Origin of the sequence: Nocardia flavorosea, from assembly GCF_015477805.1 — a bacterium.
Lineage (GTDB): Bacteria > Actinomycetota > Actinomycetes > Mycobacteriales > Mycobacteriaceae > Nocardia > Nocardia flavorosea_A.
In genome coordinates, this window is record NZ_JADLQL010000003.1 from 699752 (window position 1) to 721536 (window position 21785).

General features: G+C 67.5%; 23 protein-coding genes. 12 read left to right on the forward strand and 11 right to left on the reverse strand.

Translation table 11 applies throughout. The annotated features are described in order from the left end of the window. Positions 1-53 precede the first annotated feature (53 nt). The 5 genes from IU448_RS18495 to kdgD form a co-directional block, all read right to left on the reverse strand. Positions 54-833 carry an ABC transporter ATP-binding protein gene (locus tag IU448_RS18495; RefSeq protein ID WP_195056843.1) on the reverse strand — a complete coding sequence of 260 codons (780 nt, stop codon included), beginning with the start codon at positions 831-833 and terminating at the stop codon, positions 54-56. Positions 834-852: 19 nt separating this feature from the next. Further along, positions 853-1878, reverse strand: a complete 1026-nt coding sequence (locus IU448_RS18500; RefSeq protein WP_195056844.1) for an ABC transporter substrate-binding protein — start codon at positions 1876-1878, stop codon at positions 853-855. 20 nt (positions 1879-1898) lie between these two features. After that, positions 1899-2756 (reverse strand): ABC transporter permease, encoded by an 858-nt coding sequence (locus IU448_RS18505; RefSeq protein WP_228813338.1) that lies wholly within the window; start codon positions 2754-2756, stop codon positions 1899-1901. Positions 2757-2982: 226 nt separating this feature from the next. Beyond that, complete coding sequence (locus IU448_RS18510; protein ID WP_195056950.1) at positions 2983-4611, reverse strand: aldehyde dehydrogenase (NADP(+)); 1629 nt, start codon at positions 4609-4611, stop codon at positions 2983-2985. 31 nt (positions 4612-4642) lie between these two features. Beyond that, entirely contained in the window at positions 4643-5569 is a 927-nt protein-coding gene (gene kdgD, locus IU448_RS18515) for a 5-dehydro-4-deoxyglucarate dehydratase (RefSeq protein ID WP_195056845.1), read from the reverse strand. Positions 5570-5684: 115 nt separating this feature from the next. Between kdgD and IU448_RS18520 the strand changes: the two genes are divergently transcribed. From IU448_RS18520 to IU448_RS18530, 4 genes are all read left to right on the forward strand, one after another. Then, positions 5685-6593 (forward strand): LysR family transcriptional regulator, encoded by a 909-nt coding sequence (locus tag IU448_RS18520; protein WP_195056846.1) that lies wholly within the window; start codon positions 5685-5687, stop codon positions 6591-6593. A gap of 133 nt (positions 6594-6726) precedes the next feature. After that, the gene (locus tag IU448_RS29410) at positions 6727-6849 is read left to right on the forward strand and encodes a hypothetical protein (RefSeq protein ID WP_267467167.1); all 123 of its coding nucleotides are present in this window, start codon (positions 6727-6729) and stop codon (positions 6847-6849) included. A 366-nt stretch (positions 6850-7215) separates the two neighbouring features. After that, complete coding sequence (locus IU448_RS18525) at positions 7216-7854, forward strand: hypothetical protein (protein ID WP_195056847.1); 639 nt, start codon at positions 7216-7218, stop codon at positions 7852-7854. A 267-nt stretch (positions 7855-8121) separates the two neighbouring features. Beyond that, positions 8122-8997: an alpha/beta hydrolase gene (locus IU448_RS18530; RefSeq protein WP_195056848.1), complete on the forward strand. Its 876-nt coding sequence runs from the start codon at positions 8122-8124 to the stop codon at positions 8995-8997. Between the two features lie 62 nt (positions 8998-9059). Here IU448_RS18530 and IU448_RS18535 read toward each other — a convergent pair whose 3' ends face one another. Beyond that, a complete protein-coding gene (locus IU448_RS18535) occupies positions 9060-9383 on the reverse strand; it encodes a hypothetical protein (protein ID WP_195056849.1) in 324 nt (107 codons plus the stop codon). A gap of 204 nt (positions 9384-9587) precedes the next feature. Between IU448_RS18535 and IU448_RS18540 the strand changes: the two genes are divergently transcribed. Further along, complete coding sequence (locus IU448_RS18540; RefSeq protein WP_324188633.1) at positions 9588-10106, forward strand: hypothetical protein; 519 nt, start codon at positions 9588-9590, stop codon at positions 10104-10106. A 33-nt stretch (positions 10107-10139) separates the two neighbouring features. Here the strand turns inward: IU448_RS18540 and IU448_RS18545 are convergent, their stop codons facing one another. Next, on the reverse strand, positions 10140-11270 hold the full coding sequence (locus IU448_RS18545; RefSeq protein ID WP_195056850.1) for an NADH:flavin oxidoreductase: 1131 nt from the start codon (positions 11268-11270) through the stop codon (positions 10140-10142). A 432-nt stretch (positions 11271-11702) separates the two neighbouring features. On the opposite strand from IU448_RS18545, the gene IU448_RS18550 reads away from it, so the two are divergent. The 3 genes from IU448_RS18550 to IU448_RS18560 all read left to right on the forward strand — a co-directional run bounded on the left by IU448_RS18550 (position 11703) and on the right by IU448_RS18560 (position 14483). Further along, positions 11703-13217, forward strand: a complete 1515-nt coding sequence (locus IU448_RS18550) for an FAD-dependent monooxygenase (RefSeq protein WP_195056851.1) — start codon at positions 11703-11705, stop codon at positions 13215-13217. Continuing rightward, positions 13214-13759, forward strand: coding sequence for a TetR/AcrR family transcriptional regulator (locus tag IU448_RS18555; protein ID WP_195056852.1), 546 nt, complete (start codon positions 13214-13216; stop codon positions 13757-13759). The genes IU448_RS18550 and IU448_RS18555 overlap by 4 nt, the downstream gene beginning before the upstream one ends. Positions 13760-13859: 100 nt before the next feature. Next, positions 13860-14483, forward strand: coding sequence for an SMI1/KNR4 family protein (locus IU448_RS18560; RefSeq protein ID WP_195056853.1), 624 nt, complete (start codon positions 13860-13862; stop codon positions 14481-14483). An 87-nt stretch (positions 14484-14570) separates the two neighbouring features. Here the strand turns inward: IU448_RS18560 and IU448_RS18565 are convergent, their stop codons facing one another. Beyond that, positions 14571-15122: a dihydrofolate reductase family protein gene (locus IU448_RS18565; protein WP_195056854.1), complete on the reverse strand. Its 552-nt coding sequence runs from the start codon at positions 15120-15122 to the stop codon at positions 14571-14573. A gap of 167 nt (positions 15123-15289) precedes the next feature. Between IU448_RS18565 and IU448_RS18570 the strand changes: the two genes are divergently transcribed. Then, a complete protein-coding gene (locus IU448_RS18570; protein ID WP_195056855.1) occupies positions 15290-16015 on the forward strand; it encodes a MerR family transcriptional regulator in 726 nt (241 codons plus the stop codon). After that, complete coding sequence (locus IU448_RS18575; protein ID WP_195056856.1) at positions 15988-17067, forward strand: alpha/beta fold hydrolase; 1080 nt, start codon at positions 15988-15990, stop codon at positions 17065-17067. The genes IU448_RS18570 and IU448_RS18575 overlap by 28 nt, the downstream gene beginning before the upstream one ends. Before the next feature lie 101 nt (positions 17068-17168). Here IU448_RS18575 and IU448_RS18580 read toward each other — a convergent pair whose 3' ends face one another. Together IU448_RS18580 and IU448_RS18585 are read right to left on the reverse strand one after the other, a co-directional pair. Next, positions 17169-17804, reverse strand: a complete 636-nt coding sequence (locus IU448_RS18580) for a transcriptional regulator (RefSeq protein ID WP_195056857.1) — start codon at positions 17802-17804, stop codon at positions 17169-17171. Then, positions 17801-18196: a DNA-binding protein gene (locus tag IU448_RS18585; RefSeq protein WP_195056858.1), complete on the reverse strand. Its 396-nt coding sequence runs from the start codon at positions 18194-18196 to the stop codon at positions 17801-17803. Before IU448_RS18585 ends, IU448_RS18580 begins: the two co-directional genes overlap by 4 nt. Positions 18197-18252: 56 nt before the next feature. On the opposite strand from IU448_RS18585, the gene IU448_RS18590 reads away from it, so the two are divergent. Beyond that, positions 18253-19449: a PEP/pyruvate-binding domain-containing protein gene (locus IU448_RS18590; protein WP_195056859.1), complete on the forward strand. Its 1197-nt coding sequence runs from the start codon at positions 18253-18255 to the stop codon at positions 19447-19449. A 223-nt stretch (positions 19450-19672) separates the two neighbouring features. Here the strand turns inward: IU448_RS18590 and IU448_RS18595 are convergent, their stop codons facing one another. Next, positions 19673-20161, reverse strand: a complete 489-nt coding sequence (locus tag IU448_RS18595; protein ID WP_195056860.1) for an FBP domain-containing protein — start codon at positions 20159-20161, stop codon at positions 19673-19675. 331 nt (positions 20162-20492) lie between these two features. Between IU448_RS18595 and IU448_RS18600 the strand changes: the two genes are divergently transcribed. Then, on the forward strand, positions 20493-21740 hold the full coding sequence (locus tag IU448_RS18600; protein WP_195056861.1) for a cytochrome P450: 1248 nt from the start codon (positions 20493-20495) through the stop codon (positions 21738-21740). Positions 21741-21785: the final 45 nt, after the last annotated feature.

Below are 21785 nucleotides of genomic sequence, written 5' to 3' on the forward strand. Positions count from 1 at the left end.
TTCCCTCATTCTCTCGGGCGGGTGTTCAGAACAGGTTTCGGTGCCGGGGCGTGTCAGCTGATTCCGGTGGTGACCCCGATATGGGATTCGATTTCGGTGACGTAATCGGAGAAAACCGTGGAGAACCGGTGTTCTTTACCGCGCGGCCGCGGCAGGTCGATCGTGATGTCGGCCACGATCCGGCCCGGCCGGCCACCGACGATGACCACCCGGTCACCGAGCCAGACCGCCTCGGAAATGCTGTGCGTCACGAACAGGACGCTGCATCCGGCGGCCTGCCAGATACGCTGGATCTCGAAGTTCATCGAATCCCGCGTCATGGCGTCGAGCGCGCCGAACGGCTCGTCCATCAGCAGCAGTTCGGGGCGGGAGACCAGCGCGCGGCAGATGGCGACCCGTTGCTGCATTCCGCCGCTGAGTTCGTAGGAGTACCGGGTGGCGCGGTCGCCCAGCCCGACCATTTCGAGCAACTCCTGCGCGTAGCGCCGCGATTCCTCAGTGCGAGTACCGCGGAATTCCAAGGGCAGCAGTACATTGTCGATATTGTTGCGCCACGGCAGCAGCACCGGGCTCTGGAACACCATCGCGATATCCTCGAGACCGTCGCTGATCGGCCGTCCCTTGACCAGGATCTCACCCGCGGTGGGCTGCTGTAGCCCGGAGATCGTTTTCAGCAGAGTGGTTTTCCCGCTGCCGGACTGTCCGACGATCGAGACGAATTGTCCCGGTTCGACGTGGAAGTCCAAACCGTCGAGGACGGTGTTGTCGTGTCCGTCGCGGGACCGGTAGGTCATCCCGATGTTGTTGACCGAGATGGCGTATTCGTTGTTCATAAGGCCCTCTGTCCGGCTGTTACGGCGCTTGGACGGTCTCGTCGCGGTGTAACGGCGCGAGAAAGTCGTTGGTGTAGATATCGGCTGGGGTGAGGTCGCTGTCGGCCGGCAGGCCGAGGAATTCCCGGGAGATATCGATCATCTTCTCGACACCCGCGTCGTCCATGACCCCGAAGTTGTTCGCGGCCTCGCCGCTACCCCAGTTCAGCGAGCATTGTTCGCGGATGGCGAGGGTGACCGTTTCGGTTTCGAAACCGCTGACCTCGTTGCGGAAATCTTGTGCGGCCTCGTCCGGGTTCGCACAGGCCCACAGGAAGCCCTTCTGCATGGCGCGGTTGAACTTGCGCACCTGTTCCGGTTCGCGGGCGATTTTCTCGTCGGATACGACAATCCCGTTGCCGTAGAGGTCGATGCCGATATCGGCCCATTTCAGGACGACGGCCTCGCGGCCCAGCGCATCGATGGCCGGTTCGTCGGAGACGTACAGGGCGAGGTTGGCATCCCACTGCCCGGCCAGCAGGCCGGGAATCTTCGATCCGCTCGAGGCGTGCACGACGTGCACATCGCCTTCGGCGAACCCCAGCTTGCTCATCGCATACGGCCACATCGCGGTCATCGCGCCCGCGCCCTCGGTGGCCAGTGTTTTGCCGCGCAGATCGTCCCACCCGTCGATTCCGGTATCGCCGAGGGCGACGACCGCGTAGGCCGACCTGGCCTGGAGCAGGTTGACGTGTTTCACCGATGTGCCCCGGCCCTGGCTGATGATGGTGCTGCCGAAATCGGCGAACCCCGCGTCCACCTTGCCGGTCTCGACGGAGGTGACCGTATTGGTCGAACCCGACCCCGGCATGATGGTGATATCGAGCCCTTCCGCGGCGAAGAAACCGCGCTCGACCGCCGCGAAGAACGGCGCGTGCTTCGGCAGGTAGCCCACGTCCATCATGAGGGTCATCGAGTTCTCCCCGCCGCCGCTCGTACACGCCGGCAGGGCAGCGACCATGATCGCTCCGGCGATCGCGGCAAGTATTCGCCTCGAATTCCGCATCCGAATCTCCGATTCCCTGGTCACTTGGCGTGGTTCTTCCACGGGACGAGCTTTCGTCCCGCGAAATCGACGATGAAGAACAGTGCCAGTGCGATGGCCGCCAGAACGATGAACGCCGCGAACATCGAGGGCAGATCGACCTGGCTGTTTGCCAGCAGGATCACATAGCCCAGCCCCTTCGATCCGGCGATGAATTCACCGACCACCGCGCCACCCACGGCGAGTGAGATGGAGATCTTCGCGCCGGAGAAGATCGAGGGCAGCGCGTAGATCATTTCGATCTTCGTCATCTTCTTCCACGACGACGCCTTGTTGATCCGCGCCAGTTCCTGCAGCTCGTTGGGCACCGAACCGAGGCCGTCGTAGGTATTGATCACCAGGGGAAAGAATGCGATCGCCATCGCGACGAAGGCCTTCGATTCGAAACCGAATCCGAACCACACGATGAACAGCGGCGCGAGTGCCACCTTGGGAATCGTGTCGATCGCGACGAGGGCGGGATAGAGGAAACTGCGAATCGCCGGGGAATAGTGCAGGGCCGCGCCGCACAGCACACCCAGGGCCGTACCGAGTGCGAAACCGGCCAGCGCCTCCTGCAAGGTGACGAACGTATTCGTCGCGAAGTACTCGGGGCGTTCCAGCAGTTCGGCGAAGGCCGAGACCGGGCCGACCAGCAGGAACTCCGGGGGATCGAAAACGACCACCAGGAGCTCCCATACGACGAAGAGCCCGGCGATACCCGCGACGGCCTTCGCCGCGGTCAGCAGCGAATCCCGTCCGAACATTCTCGATTTGGGCCGGGCTACCGGCCCGGTGCGAATCGCCGGCGCGGTGGCCTGCGGGCGCGCGGTATCCGTACCGACTTCAGGAACGGTCATCGCGGTGACTCCCCTCGAGAGATGTACAGGGTGCGGAGATCGCCGCGGACCGGGTACCGGCCGGTGCCGGACGGGGCAGACGCGGCCGGAATACCAGGGCGGGACGGGGTGACCCGGCCGGTGATCGGCGCCGGCGCGACGCCGGTGACGACAATCGAGATTTCATTGGATCCTCACAACATTGGAAGGGTGCGGACAGGTGACCGGCTCCGGCCGATGGGATCGGTCAGCCGGTGGGCAGGGCGCCCCGGTCGACATCGCCGTCGACGCGACGCCATACGCCGAGCGGATTGTCGTCGCACACCTCGGCCGGCAACAGTGCCGCCGGTATGTCTTGATACGCGACCGGACGCAGGAAACGTTCGATCGCCAGCGTCCCGACCGAGGTACTGCGCGCATCGGTCGTGGCGGGGAAAGGGCCGCCGTGCACCATCGCGTGCCCGACCTGCACTCCGGTGGGCCAGCCGTCGAACAGGATACGGCCCGCCCGTTCCTCCAGGAGCGGCAGCAATGCCGCGGCCAGGGGATAGTCGGCGGTATCGGCGTGCACGGTGGCGGTGAGCTGACCCTCCAGCGCCCGGACCGCCGCGGTCAGTTCGGTCGTATCCGCGCAGCGGACCAGCAGTGAGGTCGCGCCGAACACCTCTGTCTGCAATTGCGGGTCCGCGATGAACCGGGCGCCGTCGACGGTCAGCAACCGCGCGCTTCCGGCCGCGGCACAGTCGGGCTGCCCGCCCCGGGCGAGTTCCGCGACGCCGTCGCGCGCCGCGAGCGCCGTGCCCGCGGCGGCGTAGTGGGTGGCGATATCGCCGGTGAGCATGACCGCTCCGGGATTCGCGGTGACGGCCTCGGCCGCCGCCGCCGTGAACGCGTCGAGGCCCGGGCCGTCGACAGCGAAGATCAGTCCGGGATTGGTACAGAACTGCCCGGCGCCGAGTGTCAGCGATTCGACGAACGCGGTGCCCAGGGCGGCGCCGCGCGCGGTGAGGGCCGCGGGCAGCAACAGGACCGGGTTGATACTGCTCATCTCCGCGTAGACCGGGATCGGTACCGGGCGCGCGGCGGCCGCGGCCGCGATCGCCAGCCCGCCGGTGCGCGACCCGGTGAATCCCACCGCCCGGATCCGCGGATCGCTCACCAACCGGGCGCCGGTTTCGTTCCCGCTGCCGACGAGCTGAGAGAATGTCCCTTCCGGCATGCCCGTAGCGGCCGCCGCGCCGGCGATCGCCCGGGCCACCAGTTCCGCCGTACCCAGATGCGCGGGATGCGCTTTGACCACCACGGGACAGCCCGCGGCCAACGCGGAAGCCGTATCACCGCCGGCAGTGGAGAACGCCAAGGGAAAGTTGCTCGCCCCGAACACCGCGACCGGACCGAGCGGAATCCGGCGCTGGCGGATATCTGCGCGGGCGTTCTCGCCGATTCGCCCCGGATCGATCCGGGTGCCCTGCCAGGTTCCCGTGCGCAGTTCGGCCGCGAACAACCGCAACTGCCCGCTGGTGCGACCGACCTCGCCGGTGAGGCGCGGCCGGGGGAGCGCGGTCTCGGTATGCGCGCGCTCGACGAGCGCGTCCCGGCGCTCGTCGAGTTCGTCGGCGATACGTTCCAGGAACCGGGCCCGCTGCTCGGCGGGTAGCGCCCGGAACTGCGGGAACGCCTGCTCCGCGAGAGCGCAGGCCCGATCGATCTGTTCGTCCGAGGCCGCGCGGTAGACGGGTTCGAGGACCGCGCCGCTGCGCGGATCGCTGACCTGCACCTGCGCTCCGGTGCCCGGAACGGGTTCGGTTCCGATGACCATGGCGCCGGTCGGCTGGGGCTGGGGGCGGTCGGGCACGGGTGCCTCCTTCGGCTTCATCATTTATCGCTGGCGGAGTATCGGGCGCTGCTCAGCCGGTGACGGCGCGCGAGTTCTCCACGACCTCGTGCAACAGCGCCAGTTCGGCATCGTCCAGATCGGTCAGCGGCGGCCGCACCGGTCCCGCGTCGTGCCCGGTGAGTTTCATTCCGGCTTTGACAACGCTGACCGCGTATCCAGCCTTCCGGTCCCGGATGGCGGTATAGGGGAGCACGACCTCGGCGAGTAGTCGGCGCACGGTCTCCCGGTCTCCCGCGCGTACCGCGCCGTAGAAGCTCAGCGCGAATTCCGGCAGGAAGTTGAAGATGGCCGAACTGTAGGTGGTCACGCCCAGCTCCAGATAGGGCAGCGCGAAGGTTTCCGCCGTGGGCAGCCCGCCGATATACACCAGCCGGTCGCCGAGGGCGGCGTGGATCCGGGTGATCGCCTCCAGATCGCCGATACCGTCCTTGTATCCGATCAGGTTCGGATGGGAGTCGGCGAGTTCGGCGAGTGTTTCCGGGGTGTAGACCGCGTTCGCCCGGCCGTAGACCACCACGCTGAGCGAGGTGGCTTCGCAGACCGCGCGCACATGGTTGCGCAGCCCGTGTGCCGAGGACTCGGTGAGATAGGGCGGGAACAACAGCAGGCCGTCGGCGCCGGCGGCTTCGGCGTCCCGGGCCATTTCGATGGCCTGTGCGGTGCCGTATCCGGCCGGCGCGAGAATCGGAGTGGATTCCGGAGCGCTCTCGGTGGCCGCTCGCACCACCCGCCCGACCTCCTTCGGCGTCAGGGAGAAGAACTCTCCGGTGCCGCCCGCGGCGAACAGGCCGGCCACCTCGTACTTGCCGAGGCGGACGATGTTCTCCCGGTAGGCGGGCTCGTCGAACGCCAGGTCCTCGGTGAAATGGGTGACCGGGAACGACAACAGACCGGAGCCGAGCTGTTGGGCCAGTTCGGTCGGTGTGAGGGCGGACATCAGGGGTTCCTCCTGCGCATAACGGCTGTTCGTCAGTGAATGCGACCACAGTAAGAAACCCGAGTGATGCATGTCCAACACTCTTTGGGCATGCATCGATACCTATTATGAATCGGTGTTTACGCTGAATCAGCTGGAAAGCTTTGTCGCCGTGGCCGAAACCCTGCACTACGGACGTGCGGCGGAACGTCTGTCGATCAGCCAGCCGCCGCTCTCGCGCCGGATCCAGCTGCTCGAACGCGAGCTGGGGGTCGAACTGTTCGACCGGACCGGCCGGGCCGTCCGGCTCACGACCGCGGGCCAGTCGTTTCTCGGCGACGCCCGGCGCATCCTCGGCCTGTCGGAACAGGCGACGCTCACGGTGCGGCGGGTCCCCACGGGCGAGACCGGAACGGTGGCGATGGGGTTCACGGCCTCCTCGGCACATTCGGTCCTGGACGCCTTCGTGGCGGCGGCCCGCACCCGCTTACCAGGTGTGGACCTGGTGCTTCGCGAACGGGTCTCCGGAACCCAGCTCGAGGAGCTGCGCTCGGGCGAACTCGATCTGGTCCTGGTGCGGCCGCCGGTCCGCGGCACCGGGCTGATCCATCGACCGCTGTACCGGGAACCGCTGCTGGCCGCGATACCGGCCGAGCACCCCCTCGCCGATCCCGCCCGGACCGTGCACGTGCACGACCTCGACGGCGAACCGTTCGTCATGTACTCGCCGGCGGAGGCCCGCTACTTCTACGAGGTACTCGTCGGCGTTTTCCGCAGCTCCGGTATAGCGCCCCGGTATGTCCAGCACCTCAGCCAGGTGCACACCATCCTGGCCTTGGTGCGCGCCGGGCTTGGGCTGGCGCTCGTCCCGCGCGCGGCCGTGGCGTTCGGGCTGAACGGTGTCGTTCTGCGTCCGGTGCACGGGATCGACGGCGCACCGGTCGAACTCGTCGCAGCCTGGCGAGCCGACGACGACAATCCCGCGCTGCGCGCCATCCGGCAGTTGCTGCTGGAGGTGGCCGACAACGGATTCTCGCGCGGCTGAATTCCGGTGCGGTCATTCAGGTGGCGGCGAAACGCGCCGACCGGCCCGGGGCGGTGACCGCCGGACTGGCTTTTTATTTTTTCTGACGTATGGTCGAAGGCAGTCGGATGGAACTTCGAAAGCAGGAGCGACAGTGGCTGATAAATCGCGCGGAAAAACGCTGAAAAAACCCTCGTCCACCATGAAGGAACGGCGGGCCGAGAAGCGCGAACGGCAGGAGAGCTCGCAGGAGCTCGTCCGGAAGCGGAAGCGCTGAAACGGAACTCGTTCGGTTACCGCGACCGTGGGCAATGCTGTCGGTTAGGACGGTTTTCGAGGTAGAAGTGCCCTGGGTTCCCTATTCGAGCAACGGTAGAACGAGAGGATCGACGCGTTTTCTCCCGCTCGATCTCTCGTTCCCGTACTTTTTGCAGGTCGTGTCCGCTGCTACACGACGTCATTCAGTTACCGGCGATAAGCCGTGCCTTTTTATTCAGGAGTGAATAACACATGCCTGCATCAGGAATTGTGGACCGAAGAAACAACCGCGAGGCCGGGTTCACCACGGCAGAGATCAAGTCCCGGATCGAGGCGATGTTCGATGCCCGGACCCCCGCCACCCAGGTAGACAGGTACGGCAGTCGTGATCGCGACGAAACGGAACCTTAGGGCGCCGCGGGACTTCCATCGCACGCCACCCCCGGCGTCGGTTGCGCCGGCGCGGCGCTCACCGGTCGTCCCGGATCCGCCGACCCCGCTGGCCGAGGCGATTCTCACCGAGGTCAATCGCTGGGGTATCCCGGCGAGCTGTACCAGCCCGGACCACGATGCGCGGCGGGAATACGGCCCCTCGGCGACGCCGCGGCCGATCACTGTCGGGCGGCGGTCCGGCTCCCAGGCGATCATCGTCGTCATCGATCGGTCGCAGGTGGAGTTCCTGTTCGGTGAATCCGGCGACGCCCGGCCGAGCCGGCGGTTGCTCATCCGGCCGGCACGGGCGCGCCAGTGCGCCAACCGGCTGTGTGAACGGGTCACCGATCTCGCGACCGCCATCGACGCCCGCCGGCTGCTCATCGTATGCGACGCCGAGCAGGCCACCAAGGCCGAGCGGACGCGCGCGATCCGCTGGATTCGCGAAGTCGCCCACCGGATCGGCTACGAATGTTCGATCAACGGACTGCACAACCTCGCCACCTCGTACCTCGTCCTGGTCGCCGAAGTCGAGGCCGGTACCGCGGCACGGTCGGTCGTCGACTGGTACCGGACCGGGGAGGTGCGGTGAGCCCGGGCCTGCGGCAGCGGGGAATCCGCGGGCCCGGCACCGTCACCGGTGGGTGACGCGGCGGGCAGCCGAAGCGACCACAGCTGCCGCCGCCGGACGCGGAATCTTGTACACTGCCGGGCATGCTCTTGTTCTTCGTGCGCCTGCGCCCCGAATAGTCGGCGCACTCCTCCGGCCCGGTGGGGCCGGACTCTATTCCCAACCGCCGAGAGTTGCGGGTAGACGTGTTGCCGACGGGTAGTGAACTGCTACACGAAGGATTTCACCTTGTCTGCGATTTCCCCTGAATCGACCGCTGCCGCCCCGACGTTCGTGCTCGTACACGGCTCCGGTACAAGTTCGTTCATGTGGGCTCCGCTGCAACGCGAACTGGCGTTGCTCGGGCACCGGTCCTACGCCGTGGATCTCCCCGGCCACGGCCTCGAGGCCCAATACCCGGTGTCGTATCAGGCGCCGCAGGATCTGGCCGCGCTGGCCGCCACGCCGTCGACACTGGCCGGGGTGACCCTCGACGACAACGTGGACCGGGTCGCCGAGGTGGTGACCCGGTTACACGAGCACGGGCCGGTGATCCTGGTGGGCGCCAGCCTGGGCGGAGTCACGATCACCGCCGCGGCCGATCGCCTGCCCGAACTCGTCGCCGGCCTCGTCTATATTTCGGCGTGGGCGTGCACCACCCGCCCCAGCCCGGTCGCCTACATGTCCGAACCCGAGTTCGCGGACAGCCTGCTGCCCGCACTGGCCTCGTTGAACGTCGGCGACCCCGGCGAACTGGGCGCCGGCCGCGCCAACTACCGCACCGCCGACCCGGACATGCTGCGGGCCTTGAAGGAAGCCACCATGGCCGACCGGTCGGATGCCGAATTCATGGCGTTCCTGAACATCCTGCAACCCGACGAGTCGATCGAGGTGATGGTCGCGCACGCCACCGCGAACCCGGCCACCTGGGGTCGTATCCCGCGGATGTTCGTCCGGCTCACCGCCGATCGTTCCCTGCCGATCGCGATGCAGGACCGGATCATCGCCGACGCGGACGCCCTGACACCGGACAACAAGTTCGCGGTGCACACGCTGGATACCAGCCACGCCGGGTTCATCCACCGCAGTGCCGAGGTCGCGCGGATACTGACCGCGGCCGGCTGACCGGGTAGGTGTGCGGTGTGGTCTGCATCCGCGGCCACACCGCACACACCTGGTCCGTCGTTTCAGCCCATGAGCGCCGTGCCGAGTAGACCACCGAGCAGAAGGATGCCGGTACTCAGCAGCTGCACCGGGACACGCACCTGGCCACGGCGATTGATATCGGTACAACTCATACCGATGCCTACCGGAACAGCGGCCCAGGTCACGAGCCAGGCGAGCAGAATGGGCGGGGTTTCGCAGCCCGGCCCCGGGCTGCATCCGGGAACTCCCAGCGGCAACAGCAGCGAATAGAAAAGGACGGCCGGCGCGGTAATCCACAGCAGGGCCAGTGACAGGGCGCCGGCGACAGTGATCGAGCGGACGTCGCGAGGTGTAGACCGAGGCATGGACCCAGCGTGGCGTGCGGCCGATACCGGCACATCTGTAGCACTACCCGGCTGTGTGAGTAGTGTTCCCGCAATGCCCGAAGGCCGCCTGGCGCACCGAATCGTGCACCCCGTTCGGACCCGGAGGTGACCGGCTCACTCGCGGTGCTCGGGCGACCCCCGCGGTGAACGACCCGGCCGACGACCCGCCGACCGGATTCGCAAGTGCCGCTGCCGGATTGCATTCGCGCACATTACTCAGGGAACCGAGTATTGCTACGCATGCGGTCCGAGGGGGCCGTGCGCCAGCGTGAAGATATGTTCAGTTCTTCAGTATTCAGACGTACCGCGCTGTGTATGAGTCCGGCCGTGATCGCGGCAGTGGCGACCGGATGCATAAACCCCGATGCCACCGAAACCTCGACAACCGTGACCGCCCCCGCCGAAACCGCGAACTCCACGGAACCGGCCGTCCCGACCGGCAAACCTGCCGGCACGGCGACAATGGAGGTGACAGGTGGTACCGGGCCGGTGACGGTCCGCTATTCGATCAACGGCGCGCCCGAGCAGGTCGAGACCGTCGAGACGTTGCCGTGGACGAAGGACTACCCCGTCTACGACCGGGTTTCGTCTTATGTCAGCGCCGAGGGCGCCTCGATGTGCACCATCATCATGGATGGCGACAAACTGGTCGCATTTCGCAGCGAAGCCGATCCGACCTGCAGCTTCGCCCATTGGGGCTGACCGGGCCGGTGCACCCGGCCGCGAACCGGCGTACTACGTCAGCGTCTTCTGGTGTTCCTGCCGGTAGGGGATATGTTCGTCGCTGCGGCCTTCGCGCAGCTTCCGCACCCATTCGGGGTCGGCCAGCAGGGCACGGCCGACGGCGACGAGATCGAACTCCCCGTCGGCGTGCTGTTCCAGGAGCCGATCGATGCGAGTGACGTTCGAATCGCCCTGACCGGTGAAGGTGGTCGTGAACACCTTGTCCAGGCCGACGGAACCGACGGTGATCGTGGGCAGTCCGGTGATCTTCTTGGTCCAGCCTGCCAGGCCCAGTTCACCGTCGACGCCGGTCAATTCGGGGAACGCCGCTTCCCAGTGCCTGCGCGTGGACGGATGCAGAACATCGACACCTGCTTCGACGAGCGGGGCGAGGATGCGGGCGAGTTCGTCGGGTGTCGCCGCGATCCGCGCGTTGTAGTCGGTGGACTTCCACTGCGAGTACCGGTACACGATCGCCAGATCGGGACCGACGGCTTCGCGGATCGCCGCGACGACCTCGGCGGGAAAACGAACCCGGGCCTCGAGTGATCCGCCGTACCGGTCCGAGCGAAGATTCGTACGCTCCCAGAAGAATTGGTCGAGCAGGTAGCCGTGGGCGCCGTGCAGTTCGATACCGTCGAATCCGGTGGCCTTCGCATTGAGGGCGGCGGTGACCCAGGCGTCGCGCAACGCCTCGAGGTCGGACCCGGTCAGCGCTCGGCCGGCCGGGGCGCCGTCGAGGCCGAGCCCGGACGGGCCGACGGATTCCACTTCGGGATTGAGTTGCGGCTTGTCGCCGCGACCGATACCGAGATGCCACAGCTGCGGGATGATCTGCCCGCCTTCGCTGTGCACGGCATCGACCACCGCTTTCCAGCCGGCCAGGCTCTGTTCGCCGTAGTGGCGCGGCACCGCGGTATCGGGTCCGGCGGCCGGATCGGGAATGTAGGTGCCCTCGGTGATGATCAGCCCGACACCACCCGCGGCGCGCCGCCGGTAGTACTCGGCGACGTCCGCGGTGGGGACGCCGTCCGGCGAGAACATCCGGGTCATCGGCGCCATCGCGAACCGATTGCGCAGGTGCAGCGATTTCACATCGAAAGGTTCGAACAGGGCGTCCACGGACAGCGATGTATCGGTCACGGGCGGAATCAACACCGTCGCCTCGGGCGGCTATTCCGTGGTGTGACGCATCCTCCTCGAGGGTGGCCGGGGTGGCCGCCGTGGTCAGGGTGATGCCGGCGTCGGCTGCGATGGAATGGTCAATGTCGTCGGGGTGATGCCGGCGCCGGCTGCGACCGGGTGGTCACCGTCGCAGGGCGATGCCGACGTCGACCGCGCGGAGCTTCGCCGTCCCGCGCGATACCGCTGCCTTCCACCGGCCCGGTGTGGCCGCATCGACCACTTCCCACCCCTCATCCCGCGATGTACCATTTGGTACATCGCGGGTCGATGCACCCGCTGCCGGATCGGTCCCGACGCGCACCCGGCCCCGGCTCGAGGCACCAGGCGGGCCGGGGCGGCGGCTTACGCCATCGGTGGCCCCGCGGGAGCTACGAGACAGGAAGTGCAGGTATGGGTGTTCTCATTGCCGGAGCCGGCCCGACGGGGATGGTGGCCGCGCTCGCCCTCGCCGCGAACGGCGTCGAATGCCGCGTGCTGGAGCGGCGTGCGCAGCCGAGCGGCAGTTCGCGGGCGCTCGGATTGCAGGCGCGTTCGATGGAGTTGCTGGCGGGAATGGGGGTGGCCGGCGAGATCGAACGCGTCGCCTACCGCCTTTCGGGTGCCTCGATGATGCGCGGTGATACCGAACTCTCGCGGTTCACCTGGGTCCCCCCGCGGAGTCCGTACCCCTACACCTATGTGCTTCCCCAAGCCGGGCTGGAGGACATCCTGCGTGATCGCGTGCGCGCGGCGGGCGTCGAGATCCAGACCGGTGCACAGGTGCAGGCGGTGACCCAGCGGGAAGCCACTGTGCAGGTCACGCTCGCCGACAGGCGCACGATGGCGGCCGAGTGGCTGATCGGCGCGGACGGTTCCCGCAGCCGGGTGCGCGCGGAACTCGGTATCGAGGCGGCCGGCCGGGAAACCGGCGAAATCTACTATCTGGCCGATGTCGTTCTCGACAAGCGCCCGCCGTTCCAGGACAGCGCGATGTGGCTGGGCCCCGCCGGCCCCTTCATGCTCATGCGCCTCCCCGGAACTGCCGAACTCTGGCGAATATTCGCCGATATGACCGATACCGAGTCCTCGGCCGAGCGTCCCGGTCCGGGCCTCGCCGAGTTGCAGACCCTTCTCGACGAACGCGGCCCGAGCCGGACCCGGATCACCGAAGTGCGATGGACATCGATTTATCGCACCCGGGTGGGCTTGGCCACCGGATATCGCCGGGGAAGGGTCTTCCTGGCCGGCGACGCCGCCCACGTCTTCCCACCCTTCGGAGGGCAAGGAATGAATCTCGGGATCCAGGATGCCGTCGGCCTGGCGTGGCGGCTGGCGCGGGTCGAACACGGTGCGCCGGTGGATCTGCTCGCGGCCTATGAAACCGAGCGGCGTCCGGTAGCCGCGGCGACCATCCGCGATGTCGAGAGCCGGCGGCGGCTGTACGCGCTGCGCCATCCGGTCGCCAGGGCGCTTCGTGATGCCCTGCTCCGGTACGGGTCCCGCATCCCGGGGGCCGCTCGACAAGCGAGCCTGCAGAATTCGCAACTCGACATCAGCTACCGCAGCGGCCCGAGAAGGCCCCTTGTACATGGTCCGCGCCGCGGTGATCGAGCGCCCGATGCCCCGCTCGCCGAAGGGACCGTGTACGACCGTCTCGGTATCGGCCATTTCACCCTGCTCGCGTTCGATGCGGCAGCCCCGGCCGGAAGCGCGGTCGCGGGCGCACCGCGTTCGGTGGGCGGGACAGTCGAGGTGCGGATCGACGACGAGACGGACCCGACCGGAGCGGCCCGGGCCGTATACGGTCTGCGACGCGGGGGATACGTGCTGATCCGGCCCGACGGGTACGTGGCGTACCGAGGCAGTGACGGCGCCGCGGCGCGCCGGCGAGCCGCCGCCTGCACCGGCGCCGGGCAGACCGTATGACCACCGCCCGCGATGCTCTGCTGGAACGGGTGATCGCCTGGTTCACGGCCAACGGTGTGGGGGATACGAGTATGCGCACCGTAGCCGAGGGAGTCGGTACCAGTCATCGAATGTTGAACTACCACTTCGGCTCTCGCGACGGGCTGCTGGAAGCCGTTGTCTCGGCCACCTGGGGCCGGCAGAACCTGGTGCTGGCGGAACTGCTCGAAGCGGCCCCCGACCCTTACACGGCGGCGTACGCGTTCTGGGACCGGATCGCCGACGAGGCGACCCTCATGGCGCCGTTGTTCTTCGAGGTGGCGGCGGCCGCCATGCAGGGAAAACCGTGGGCGGTGCCGCTGCGGCAGTGGATCGAGCAATGGCGGGAGGTGCTGACCACGCTGTTCGTCCGGGCAGGTCACGAGCAGGACGAGGCGGCACTGCAGGCGCAGATGGCGCTGGCTATGGCGCGCGGACTGCTGTTCGAACTCGCGATCACCGGCGCGGCGGGTCGGGCGGCGGCGGATGCGGCTATCCGGACCTTTCTCGAGTCGACCCGGTGAGAAGCGCCGAGCCGCCCTTACCGGGGTGTCGGTGGGATCTCGTATCGTCGCCGCTGTCACCGTTCAGTATCCGAAAACGGCCGAACTCGAGGGTATTTCGATGGTAAATGGGTCCGCCGCCGACCGAGAGCCAGAGCTGACCACACCGCAGCAGTGGCGCGACTTCCTCCGTGACCACGGTGCGCTGTTCCTGCGAACCGCCAACGAATACCAGCGCCCTTACCTCGACCCCGAACAAGTCGCGACCGGGTGGATGGGGCGGGCGGCCGCTACCGAGAACTCGATAGCGGCGGCGGAGCGGCGGCTCGGAGTCCGGTTCCCGCCGACATATCGCAGTTTCCTGCTGGCCAGTGACGGGTGGGACGGTGTCGGCGGGTGGGTCTCGGTGGTCTGGCCGTGTGCGGAGATCTACTGGTTGCGCGACTCGGAATCCGGGCAGGACCTCATCGAGGTCTACACCGAGGTGGAGCAGGAAACGCTGGAGAAGCAAGGAGTGGCCGAGCCCGACGAGGAGAAGCTGTCGCTGCTGTTCGGCCGGGCTCTGGCGGTGGCAGAGGGCGAGGACTTCTGGTTGTTCGACCCGACGGAGACCGGTCCGAACGGGGAGTGGCCCGCCTACCTTTTCACGCCGAAGTACGGGGAACTCGAACAGTTCGGCAGCTTCAGCGCACTGTTCCACGATGACCGCCGGCTACTCGAGCAGTTCGCCGAGATGCAGCGGTAACGCCGACCGCCCGGGGTCGGATGGGCCACTGCCATGGCGAACAGTGGCCCCTTCACCGAATCCCGCTCCCGGGTGACCGAACCGGCCTCAGGCGGTGCGATATCGCAGCATCACCGCAGTGTCGAAGTGTTTCGTCTCGACCAGTCGGAGCCCGAAACGCTCGGCCAGGGCGGGGAACATCGGTGTGCCGCCGCCCAGCACCACGGGCATCAGAAACATCTGGTACTCGTCGATGAGCCCGTGCGGAATCAGCGCGGCCGCCAGACTCGCGCCGCCGACCTCCATGACACCGTCGCCGCCGGCCTTGAGCCCGCGGACCTCCTCGACCGCGTTCTCGCTGACCAGCGTGCTGTTCCAGTGGACCTCGGTGAGTGTCCGGGAAAAGACGACCTTCGGCTTCTCCGTCCAGAGCGTGGCGAACTCACGTTCGACAGGCGGTGCGTCCGCGGGTACGTGCGGCCAGTACTCGGCCATCAGCTCATACAGGCGCCGGCCGTGCAGCGAGACCTCGATCTCGCGGAACCGGTCGTTGTGGAAGCGGTGCAATTCCTCGTCCGGGTCGGTCCAGTCGATGCCGCCCGCGCGGTCGTTGATGTAGCCGTCCAGAGACACGCCGAACCCGTAGACCAGTTTTCTCATACTTGGATAGACCTGCCGCGCACCCGAAATTCATCGGCTGGGGACAGATGGATAACCAGCAGCCGGGACCGGAGCGCCGACCTCACCGGCCGTGGCTTGCAGGTGACGTTGCGTCATGTGTCAGGCTCGCTGTTATGCCTGGTCGGGACGCAGTAGGATGGATCGCCGTGGGCGAAGCCGCGCGACGGTGCGATACCACGGTGCGGACACTGCAGTACTACGACCGGATCGGTCTGCTGGTCGCGGCGCGGGACGAGAGCGGACGCCGGCGTTACGGACCGGAGCAGCTGGATCGCCTCCGCCGGATCCAGCTGCTGACCAGTGCGGGGTTGCGCCTCGACGAGGTCGGTGCGGCGCTCGCCCGGCAGGAAAGCCGGCCGCTGCTCGAAACCTACAGCGAACAGGTTCGGCTGCTCGAGATCGCGGAACTGCGGTTGCGGTGTCAGCGGATCGTGCTGGCCGCGGTCACGCAGGTGTTGCGGGAGCACCCGGATGCCCGGGTTCCGGAAGGGGTCGTGGCCGCCACCATGAGCCTCGATCGCACACTGCTGCGTCATCCCGGTGTGGAAGATGCGGGCGCGCATACACCCGCCGGTGTCGATATCGATGTGGAGCGGGTGATCACCACCTACTTCGAATGGAAAGCGTATGCCGTGCAGGCGCTGCTGCTGGTGGAGAACGGGGTGCCGGCCGATTCGCGTTCGGGTCGCCGCCTCGGCCGGGAATGGCAGGCGACCACGGAGTACGCGCTGCGCGATCAGCCCGCCGGAACCGGTGATCTGTACCGCGCCATGGAACAGTCCGATCACCGCTGGCCGGCCGAAGACCGGGTCCTGCACCGGAAGACGAAGGATTTCCTGGACCGATGCCTACTCGTCGCGCAGCAGCGCTGACCACCGATGCCTCCGACGGGCGTACCGGCGACGAACCCGGTCGCGGTCCCGAAGTCGCCGCCCGAGCCGGTGACAAGGGCACCCGGCCACGGTCGCGGTTGCGCAGAGCGCTCACGGCCGGCGCTCTCGTCGTCGCCGCGGCGGTTCTGGCCTGGCTCATTCTGCGGGATACCGCGCCGGTGGGCCATTTCGACTCGGGCGGTGACAAGGACCGCTATCTGGCGGCGTACGACGAGGCGATGCGGGAGATGCCCGAACCGGAGCGGGTTCTGGACGTGCGGACCGGCTACGGGATTGTGCGCGTGTACCGTTACGCCGGCCCGGTGGGGGCCGAGGGCCGGGAGCCGTTCCTCCTGCTTCCCGGGACCCGTTCGGGCGCACCGGTATTCGCCGGCAATATGCCGGGCCTGCTCGCTCAGCGTCCGGTGTACGCGCTGGACCTGCTGGGTGAACCGGGGATGAGTGTGCAGGACCGCCCGATCGAAACCCACGCCGACCAGGCCCGCTGGCTGCACGAAGTCCTGCTCGCGCTATCAGAGCCCGGATTCCACCTGCTCGGGCTCTCGATCGGCGGCTGGACCGCGGCCAACCTCGCCGTCCATCACCCCGAGAAGGTCGCGAGCCTGATCCTGGTGGAACCGGTGCAGACCTTCGCCGGCCTCTCCGTGGAACTGATGGTCCGGTCGCTGCCGGCGAGCGTGAGCTGGTTCCCGAAATCGTGGCGGGACGGTTTCAATAGCTGGACCGCCGGTGGGGCCCCGGTCGAGGACGTCCCGGTCGCCCGGATGATCGAAGCCGGAATGTCCACGTACACGATGAAACAACCGCAACCGAGCCGGATCGAACCGGAACGGCTGCGCGCTCTGCAGATGCCGGTGCTGGCGATCATCGCCGGTGACTCGCCGATGCACGACAGCGCCACCGCCGCCCGGACCGCCCGGGAGAATCTGCGCCACGGCACAGTGCACGTCTACCCCGGCGCATCCCACGCGATCAACGGTGAACAGCCGGACCGCATCGCCGCCGATATCGAGTACTTCCTCGCCGGTTAGACGTGCATGGCCGGTGGATCGGCCTCGGTACCGCGCCGGCTGATCTCTGCGGCGGGGTGGGCAGTCTCGCGTAGCGGCGCGGCCGGTGTGCCCACGACCGATCAGTTCTCGTCACGGCGATCGAGGCCCAGTGTTGCGAGCAGGTCTTCGTGGAGTTCGAACCAGACCCGGTGGCAGGAGTCGATATCGGTGCGATCCACCCAGCCGTGCTCCCCGGCCTCGGCTCGGCGCAGCGCCGTATCGAATCGCGTTCCGTAGCCGCCGAACCGCGCGAGAACCGCACCGAGGTCGTTCCCGAGTGCATCGAGTGCGCTGCCGATCGCGGTGAGCTCCGCGAGGATCCGCTCGTCTCGTACGGGATCGGTGTGGTCGTTCACGGCGAGTGTATTGCCGGGTACCGGGTGGAGTTGCCAGTCGGTGCAGGCTTGCCGGAGACGCGCGTTGAGCGGGAGAAAGTTCCGGTAGAGGTCGCGGATCCGGCCTGCCTCGCCGGTGGCGGCGAGTTCCTCCTGGACTTGTCGTTGGTTGCGGTCCCGTCCCGATTCGGTCAGTGACCAGCCGTGCAGGTCGGCGAAGGCGGTGTGCTGCACCCATCCGTATGCCTGCGCATCGAGGAGGAACTCTTCCGTTTCGGCGGGGTCGAGGCGGAAGCGGTGGGTGATCGCCGCAGTATCGGCGAACCCCAGGATCCGGACGGCGTGCAGCGCGAGCAGATCCGGCGCGGAGTGCCGGGTCATGAGGCGGATCCGTGACGAGAGGTCAGGCGGTTGTAGTACTGCTGGCACGCCTGCGGCGAATTGAAGCCCATGGCGTCCGCGATCTGTGCCCAGGTCAGGCCGGCGCCGCGGGCGGTGAACAGCATTCCCGCTTCCAGGCCGTCGAGCTCGGCCCGGGCGGCGGGCAGGAGCGTGAGCGCGTCGGCGATCGCGTCGGGGGCGAGCTCTCCGGAACGCCAGAGGGTGTAGTGGAGGAGATCGATCGCCGACGGGGGTGCGGGGGCGGGGCGCCACGGGCGGGCAGCCAGGTCACTCGCGCCGAGTGCGAGGAGATGGCCGGTCGCTTCGTGCTCCCGCTGTGCGTTCGAGTGGTCCCGGCTCGCCGGGGTCGTCCGCGGGTACTGGCGTTCCATGCCGCAATGCTGCACAATCAACGAATTGTTGTCAACAATATGTTGAAAGGCGTCGAGTGATCCATCAGCTGAAGGATGCCGTTCCGGAGACATGCGGAGGAAAAGCGGGCACACTCGGCGCGCTCGTCCGCGCGGGGCTGCCAGTGCCGGACGGTTTTGTGATCCCGTTCGGCGCCTATCGAGCGGCCTTCGGGAAATGCGGCACGCCGGCTGCCGGCGCGGTGCGCGATGCCGTCACCGCGGAACTCGCGAAACTCGGTGCTCCGGCTGTCGCGGTCCGCTCGTCGGCGGACGGTGAAGACACGTCGGTGACCTCCGCGGCCGGACAGTACGAGAGCGTCCTCGCTGTCCAGGGCATCGACGCGGTCCTGAACGCGGTGCAAACATGCTGGGCCTCGCTGCGGTCCCGGCGGGTAGCGGCCTACCGTGCCGCCCTGGGGACCGGCGATCGCGGGGCCGAATACGCGGCGATGGCGGTCCTGGTGCAGCGCCTTGTCGACGCCGACGTCTCCGGGGTGATGTTCACGCCGGACGGCCCGGACGCCAGTACCGCGATCGAAGCGTCCTGGGGGCTGGGTCCTACGGTGGTCGGCGGAACCGTCTCACCCGACGCCTACCGAGTCGACGGAAGCGGCGAGGTCAGCGAGTTCATCGCGGATAAACAGCTCCGGACGGATCGCGACGGTGCGGCACTGGTCACTCGCCGGGTGGCAGACGCCGATCGCGGCACATCGGTCATCGACGCCGAGACCGCGGTGCGACTGAGCCGGCTCGGGCACCGGATCGCTTCCGTTCTCGGCGGAGCGCAGGATATCGAATGGGCGCTCGCGGATGACCGGATCTGGATCTTGCAGGCCCGTCCCATCACTGCCGCGCTTCCGTCCGCTCCATCGGATACGGCCGCCGCCGATGCCCGAATCGCTTCGCCGGTGGGCCTGACGGGTACGCCGGGCAGCTACGGAACCGTCACCGGAATCGCCCGGATCGTGCGCGGCCCCGGTGACTTCGTCCGGGTTCGCCCGGGCGACATCCTGATCTGCCCCTGCACCGACCCCGCGTGGACACCGTTGCTACGCATTGCGAAGGGCGTCGTCACGGAGACCGGGGGCGTCCTGTCCCACGCCGCGATCGTCGCCCGGGAAATGCGGATCCCCGCGGTACTGGCTGTCGGCGGAGCCACCGAGTTGATTCGCGACGATACCGCCGTCACCATCGACGGCTCCGCGGGAACCGTGACTGTCGTCCCGGCCTGACCCGCCCGTGCCCGGCCATCGGCGCTCGGAGCGGACCGTCTCGCCCTCCTCTACGGCCGGCACGAACCGGATCGGTTCCGGTCCGTCTCGGCCGAAGAGGAGGGCGGACGTCTCCGGGTTCCCGTGCCGGGGCGGGGAAACCGGAGTTGTCCGCGAGTTCGGTCTCGAATGTCGGCGCATGGGCCACAACCTCTTTCTCTCGTAGCGCATCGTCAGGCGGCGATCAGGCGCGGACCCGGCCGAGGAACGCTGTCACGTTCTGCCGGATCTGCCGGATTCGGTCGGCGGGGTCGTAGTCGTCGCGGTACGCCCGCCCCAGCGTCGGTGTCATCACTCGCCGGGCGTACAGCGAACAGCAGAGGTCACCGCACATATAGGTGCCCGTGGAGTTACCGCGCCGCCCGGCCTCGCCGGCCTTGCGGGCGGTCATCAATACGACACCACCGTTGCTGTGGGTGGTCGAGCAGACGGTGCACATCTGGCTCCGGCGCGGCCCGCCGGTCTCGAAACGCAGCGCGATACCGGCGAGTCCGTCCGCCTCGGGTAGCACCAGATACGCCCGACCCGGTAGTCCCGGATCGGTCCAGCCCAGGAAGTCCAGGTCGTCCCAGGGGCGGGTGGCCAGGTCGGACGGTACCGAAAGACGTTTGGCATCTCCTTTCGAACAGTTGACGAACGATGCTCTGATCTCTCGTTCGGTGACGGGTTCCATCGGCTGTCGGTCTCCTTCGGATCGGATGGGCAAACCGCGACACCGTATCGACCGGCCGGGAACACCGGCAACGCGTTTTCCGCATGTGCAGCCTTGTTGAGCACGTCCGACGGTAGCTCCGGCATCCGGGGATGCCGACCGATCCCGCGGTGTGCCCGCCGGTGACGGCCTCCGGTGGGCACACCGTGAGTTATCATGCTGGGTTTGCCAAAAGTATTGACTGCTAACGATTCCCGGTAACATCCGCCGATATGTCCACTCAACGAATGACAGGCCGTCCCGCAGTAGGCCGACAGGGGCACATCGAGCTACCGCGCGGGGGAGTCACGCTTTGAGCAGTACAGCTACGGGTTCGCCGGGGGAGCTCCCGTTCGGGCGCGAATCTCCGGTATCGGCCGGTTCGGGCATTCGCCTGGACACCCCCTCGTTCGCGGCCGATCCGCACCGGGCCTACGCGGAGATGCGACGTCACGGCCCGTTGGTGCCGATCGAGCTTTCGCCGGGTGTACCGGCGACGCTCGTGATCGGTTACCAGGTGGCCATGCAGATCCTGAACGACGAGCTCCACTTCCCCGCCGACCCACGCCGCTGGGAGAAGAACGCGCCCGCGGACTCCCCGATGCTGCCGATGCTGGGCTACCGCCAGAATGCGCTGCGGACGGCGGGGGTGGAACACGAGCGGTACCGGCGCACCATCATCGCGGCATTGGACACCGTCGACCTGCACCGGGTGCACGATGCGGTGGCCCGGGCCGCCGATGCGCTGATCAACGGCTTCTGCGAACGCGGTACCGCCGACCTGCGAACGGACTACGCCTTTCCGCTGACCTTCCGGGTGCTCAGCGAACTGATGGGCTTCCCCGAAGACGCCGCCGCGGCGGCCTACCACGGGATGGCCGCGATGCTGGAGGGCGTGGGCGCCGAAGCGGGGCAGCAGCAGTTCATCGAGGCGCTGATGGGAGTTGTCGAGCAGAAGCAGGCCGAGCCGGGCGATGATCTGACCTCGGAGCTGTCGAAGCATCCGGACGGGCTCGATTCGATGGAAATGGTGAACCAGGCGGCGCTCCTGTTCTCGATGGGTACGGAGCCGACCTGCAATCTCATCCTCAATGCGTCGCTGCTGCTGATGACCGACGAGCAATACGGGGGCGAGGTCATCAGCGGCGCCATGTCCACCCGGGACGCGATCGATGCGGTGCTGTTCGAGGATCCGCCGCTGGCGAACTGGTGCGTGAGCTACCCCAGGCAGCCGCAACTCGTCGGCGATACGTGGCTGCCGGCCGATCAACCCGTGGTCATCAGCCTGGCCGCGTGCAACAACGACCCCAGCGTCGTGGGCGGTGACCGCAGGGGCAACCGGTCACACCTCGCCTGGGGTGGCGGACCGCACGGCTGCCCGGCCCAGACCCTCGCCCAGACGATCGCCTCGCAGGCCATCGACCTGCTCTTGGATGCGTTGCCGGATATCCATCCGGAAGTCTCTGCGGAGCAACTGATTTGGCGGCAGGGCCAGTTCCACCGCGCGCTGTCGGCACTGCCGGTGCGGTTTCCGGCGTGCCCGCCGATGCGTCTCGTCTGACGGCGGCCGGGGCGGGGCGTTGTACGGCACTCCGCCCCGGCGATG

Bases quoted from the DNA above. Each gene is read 5' to 3' on its own strand.
- IU448_RS18565 (WP_195056854.1), bottom strand. From the start codon at position 15,122: ATGAGAAAACTGGTCTACGGGTTCGGCGTGTCTCTGGACGGCTACATC.
- IU448_RS18595 (WP_195056860.1), bottom strand. From the start codon at position 20,161: ATGGAACCCGTCACCGAACGAGAGATCAGAGCATCGTTCGTCAACTGT.
- IU448_RS18500 (WP_195056844.1), bottom strand. From the start codon at position 1,878: ATGCGGAATTCGAGGCGAATACTTGCCGCGATCGCCGGAGCGATCATG.
- IU448_RS18510 (WP_195056950.1), bottom strand. From the start codon at position 4,611: ATGAAGCCGAAGGAGGCACCCGTGCCCGACCGCCCCCAGCCCCAGCCG.
- IU448_RS18505 (WP_228813338.1), bottom strand. From the start codon at position 2,756: ATGACCGTTCCTGAAGTCGGTACGGATACCGCGCGCCCGCAGGCCACC.
- IU448_RS18495 (WP_195056843.1), bottom strand. From the start codon at position 833: ATGAACAACGAATACGCCATCTCGGTCAACAACATCGGGATGACCTAC.
- IU448_RS18580 (WP_195056857.1), bottom strand. From the start codon at position 17,804: ATGACCCGGCACTCCGCGCCGGATCTGCTCGCGCTGCACGCCGTCCGG.
- IU448_RS18535 (WP_195056849.1), bottom strand. From the start codon at position 9,383: ATGCCTCGGTCTACACCTCGCGACGTCCGCTCGATCACTGTCGCCGGC.
- IU448_RS18585 (WP_195056858.1), bottom strand. From the start codon at position 18,196: ATGGAACGCCAGTACCCGCGGACGACCCCGGCGAGCCGGGACCACTCG.
- IU448_RS18575 (WP_195056856.1), top strand. From the start codon at position 15,988: ATGCCTACTCGTCGCGCAGCAGCGCTGACCACCGATGCCTCCGACGGG.
- kdgD (WP_195056845.1), bottom strand. From the start codon at position 5,569: ATGTCCGCCCTCACACCGACCGAACTGGCCCAACAGCTCGGCTCCGGT.
- IU448_RS18550 (WP_195056851.1), top strand. From the start codon at position 11,703: ATGGGTGTTCTCATTGCCGGAGCCGGCCCGACGGGGATGGTGGCCGCG.
- IU448_RS18555 (WP_195056852.1), top strand. From the start codon at position 13,214: ATGACCACCGCCCGCGATGCTCTGCTGGAACGGGTGATCGCCTGGTTC.
- IU448_RS18560 (WP_195056853.1), top strand. From the start codon at position 13,860: ATGGTAAATGGGTCCGCCGCCGACCGAGAGCCAGAGCTGACCACACCG.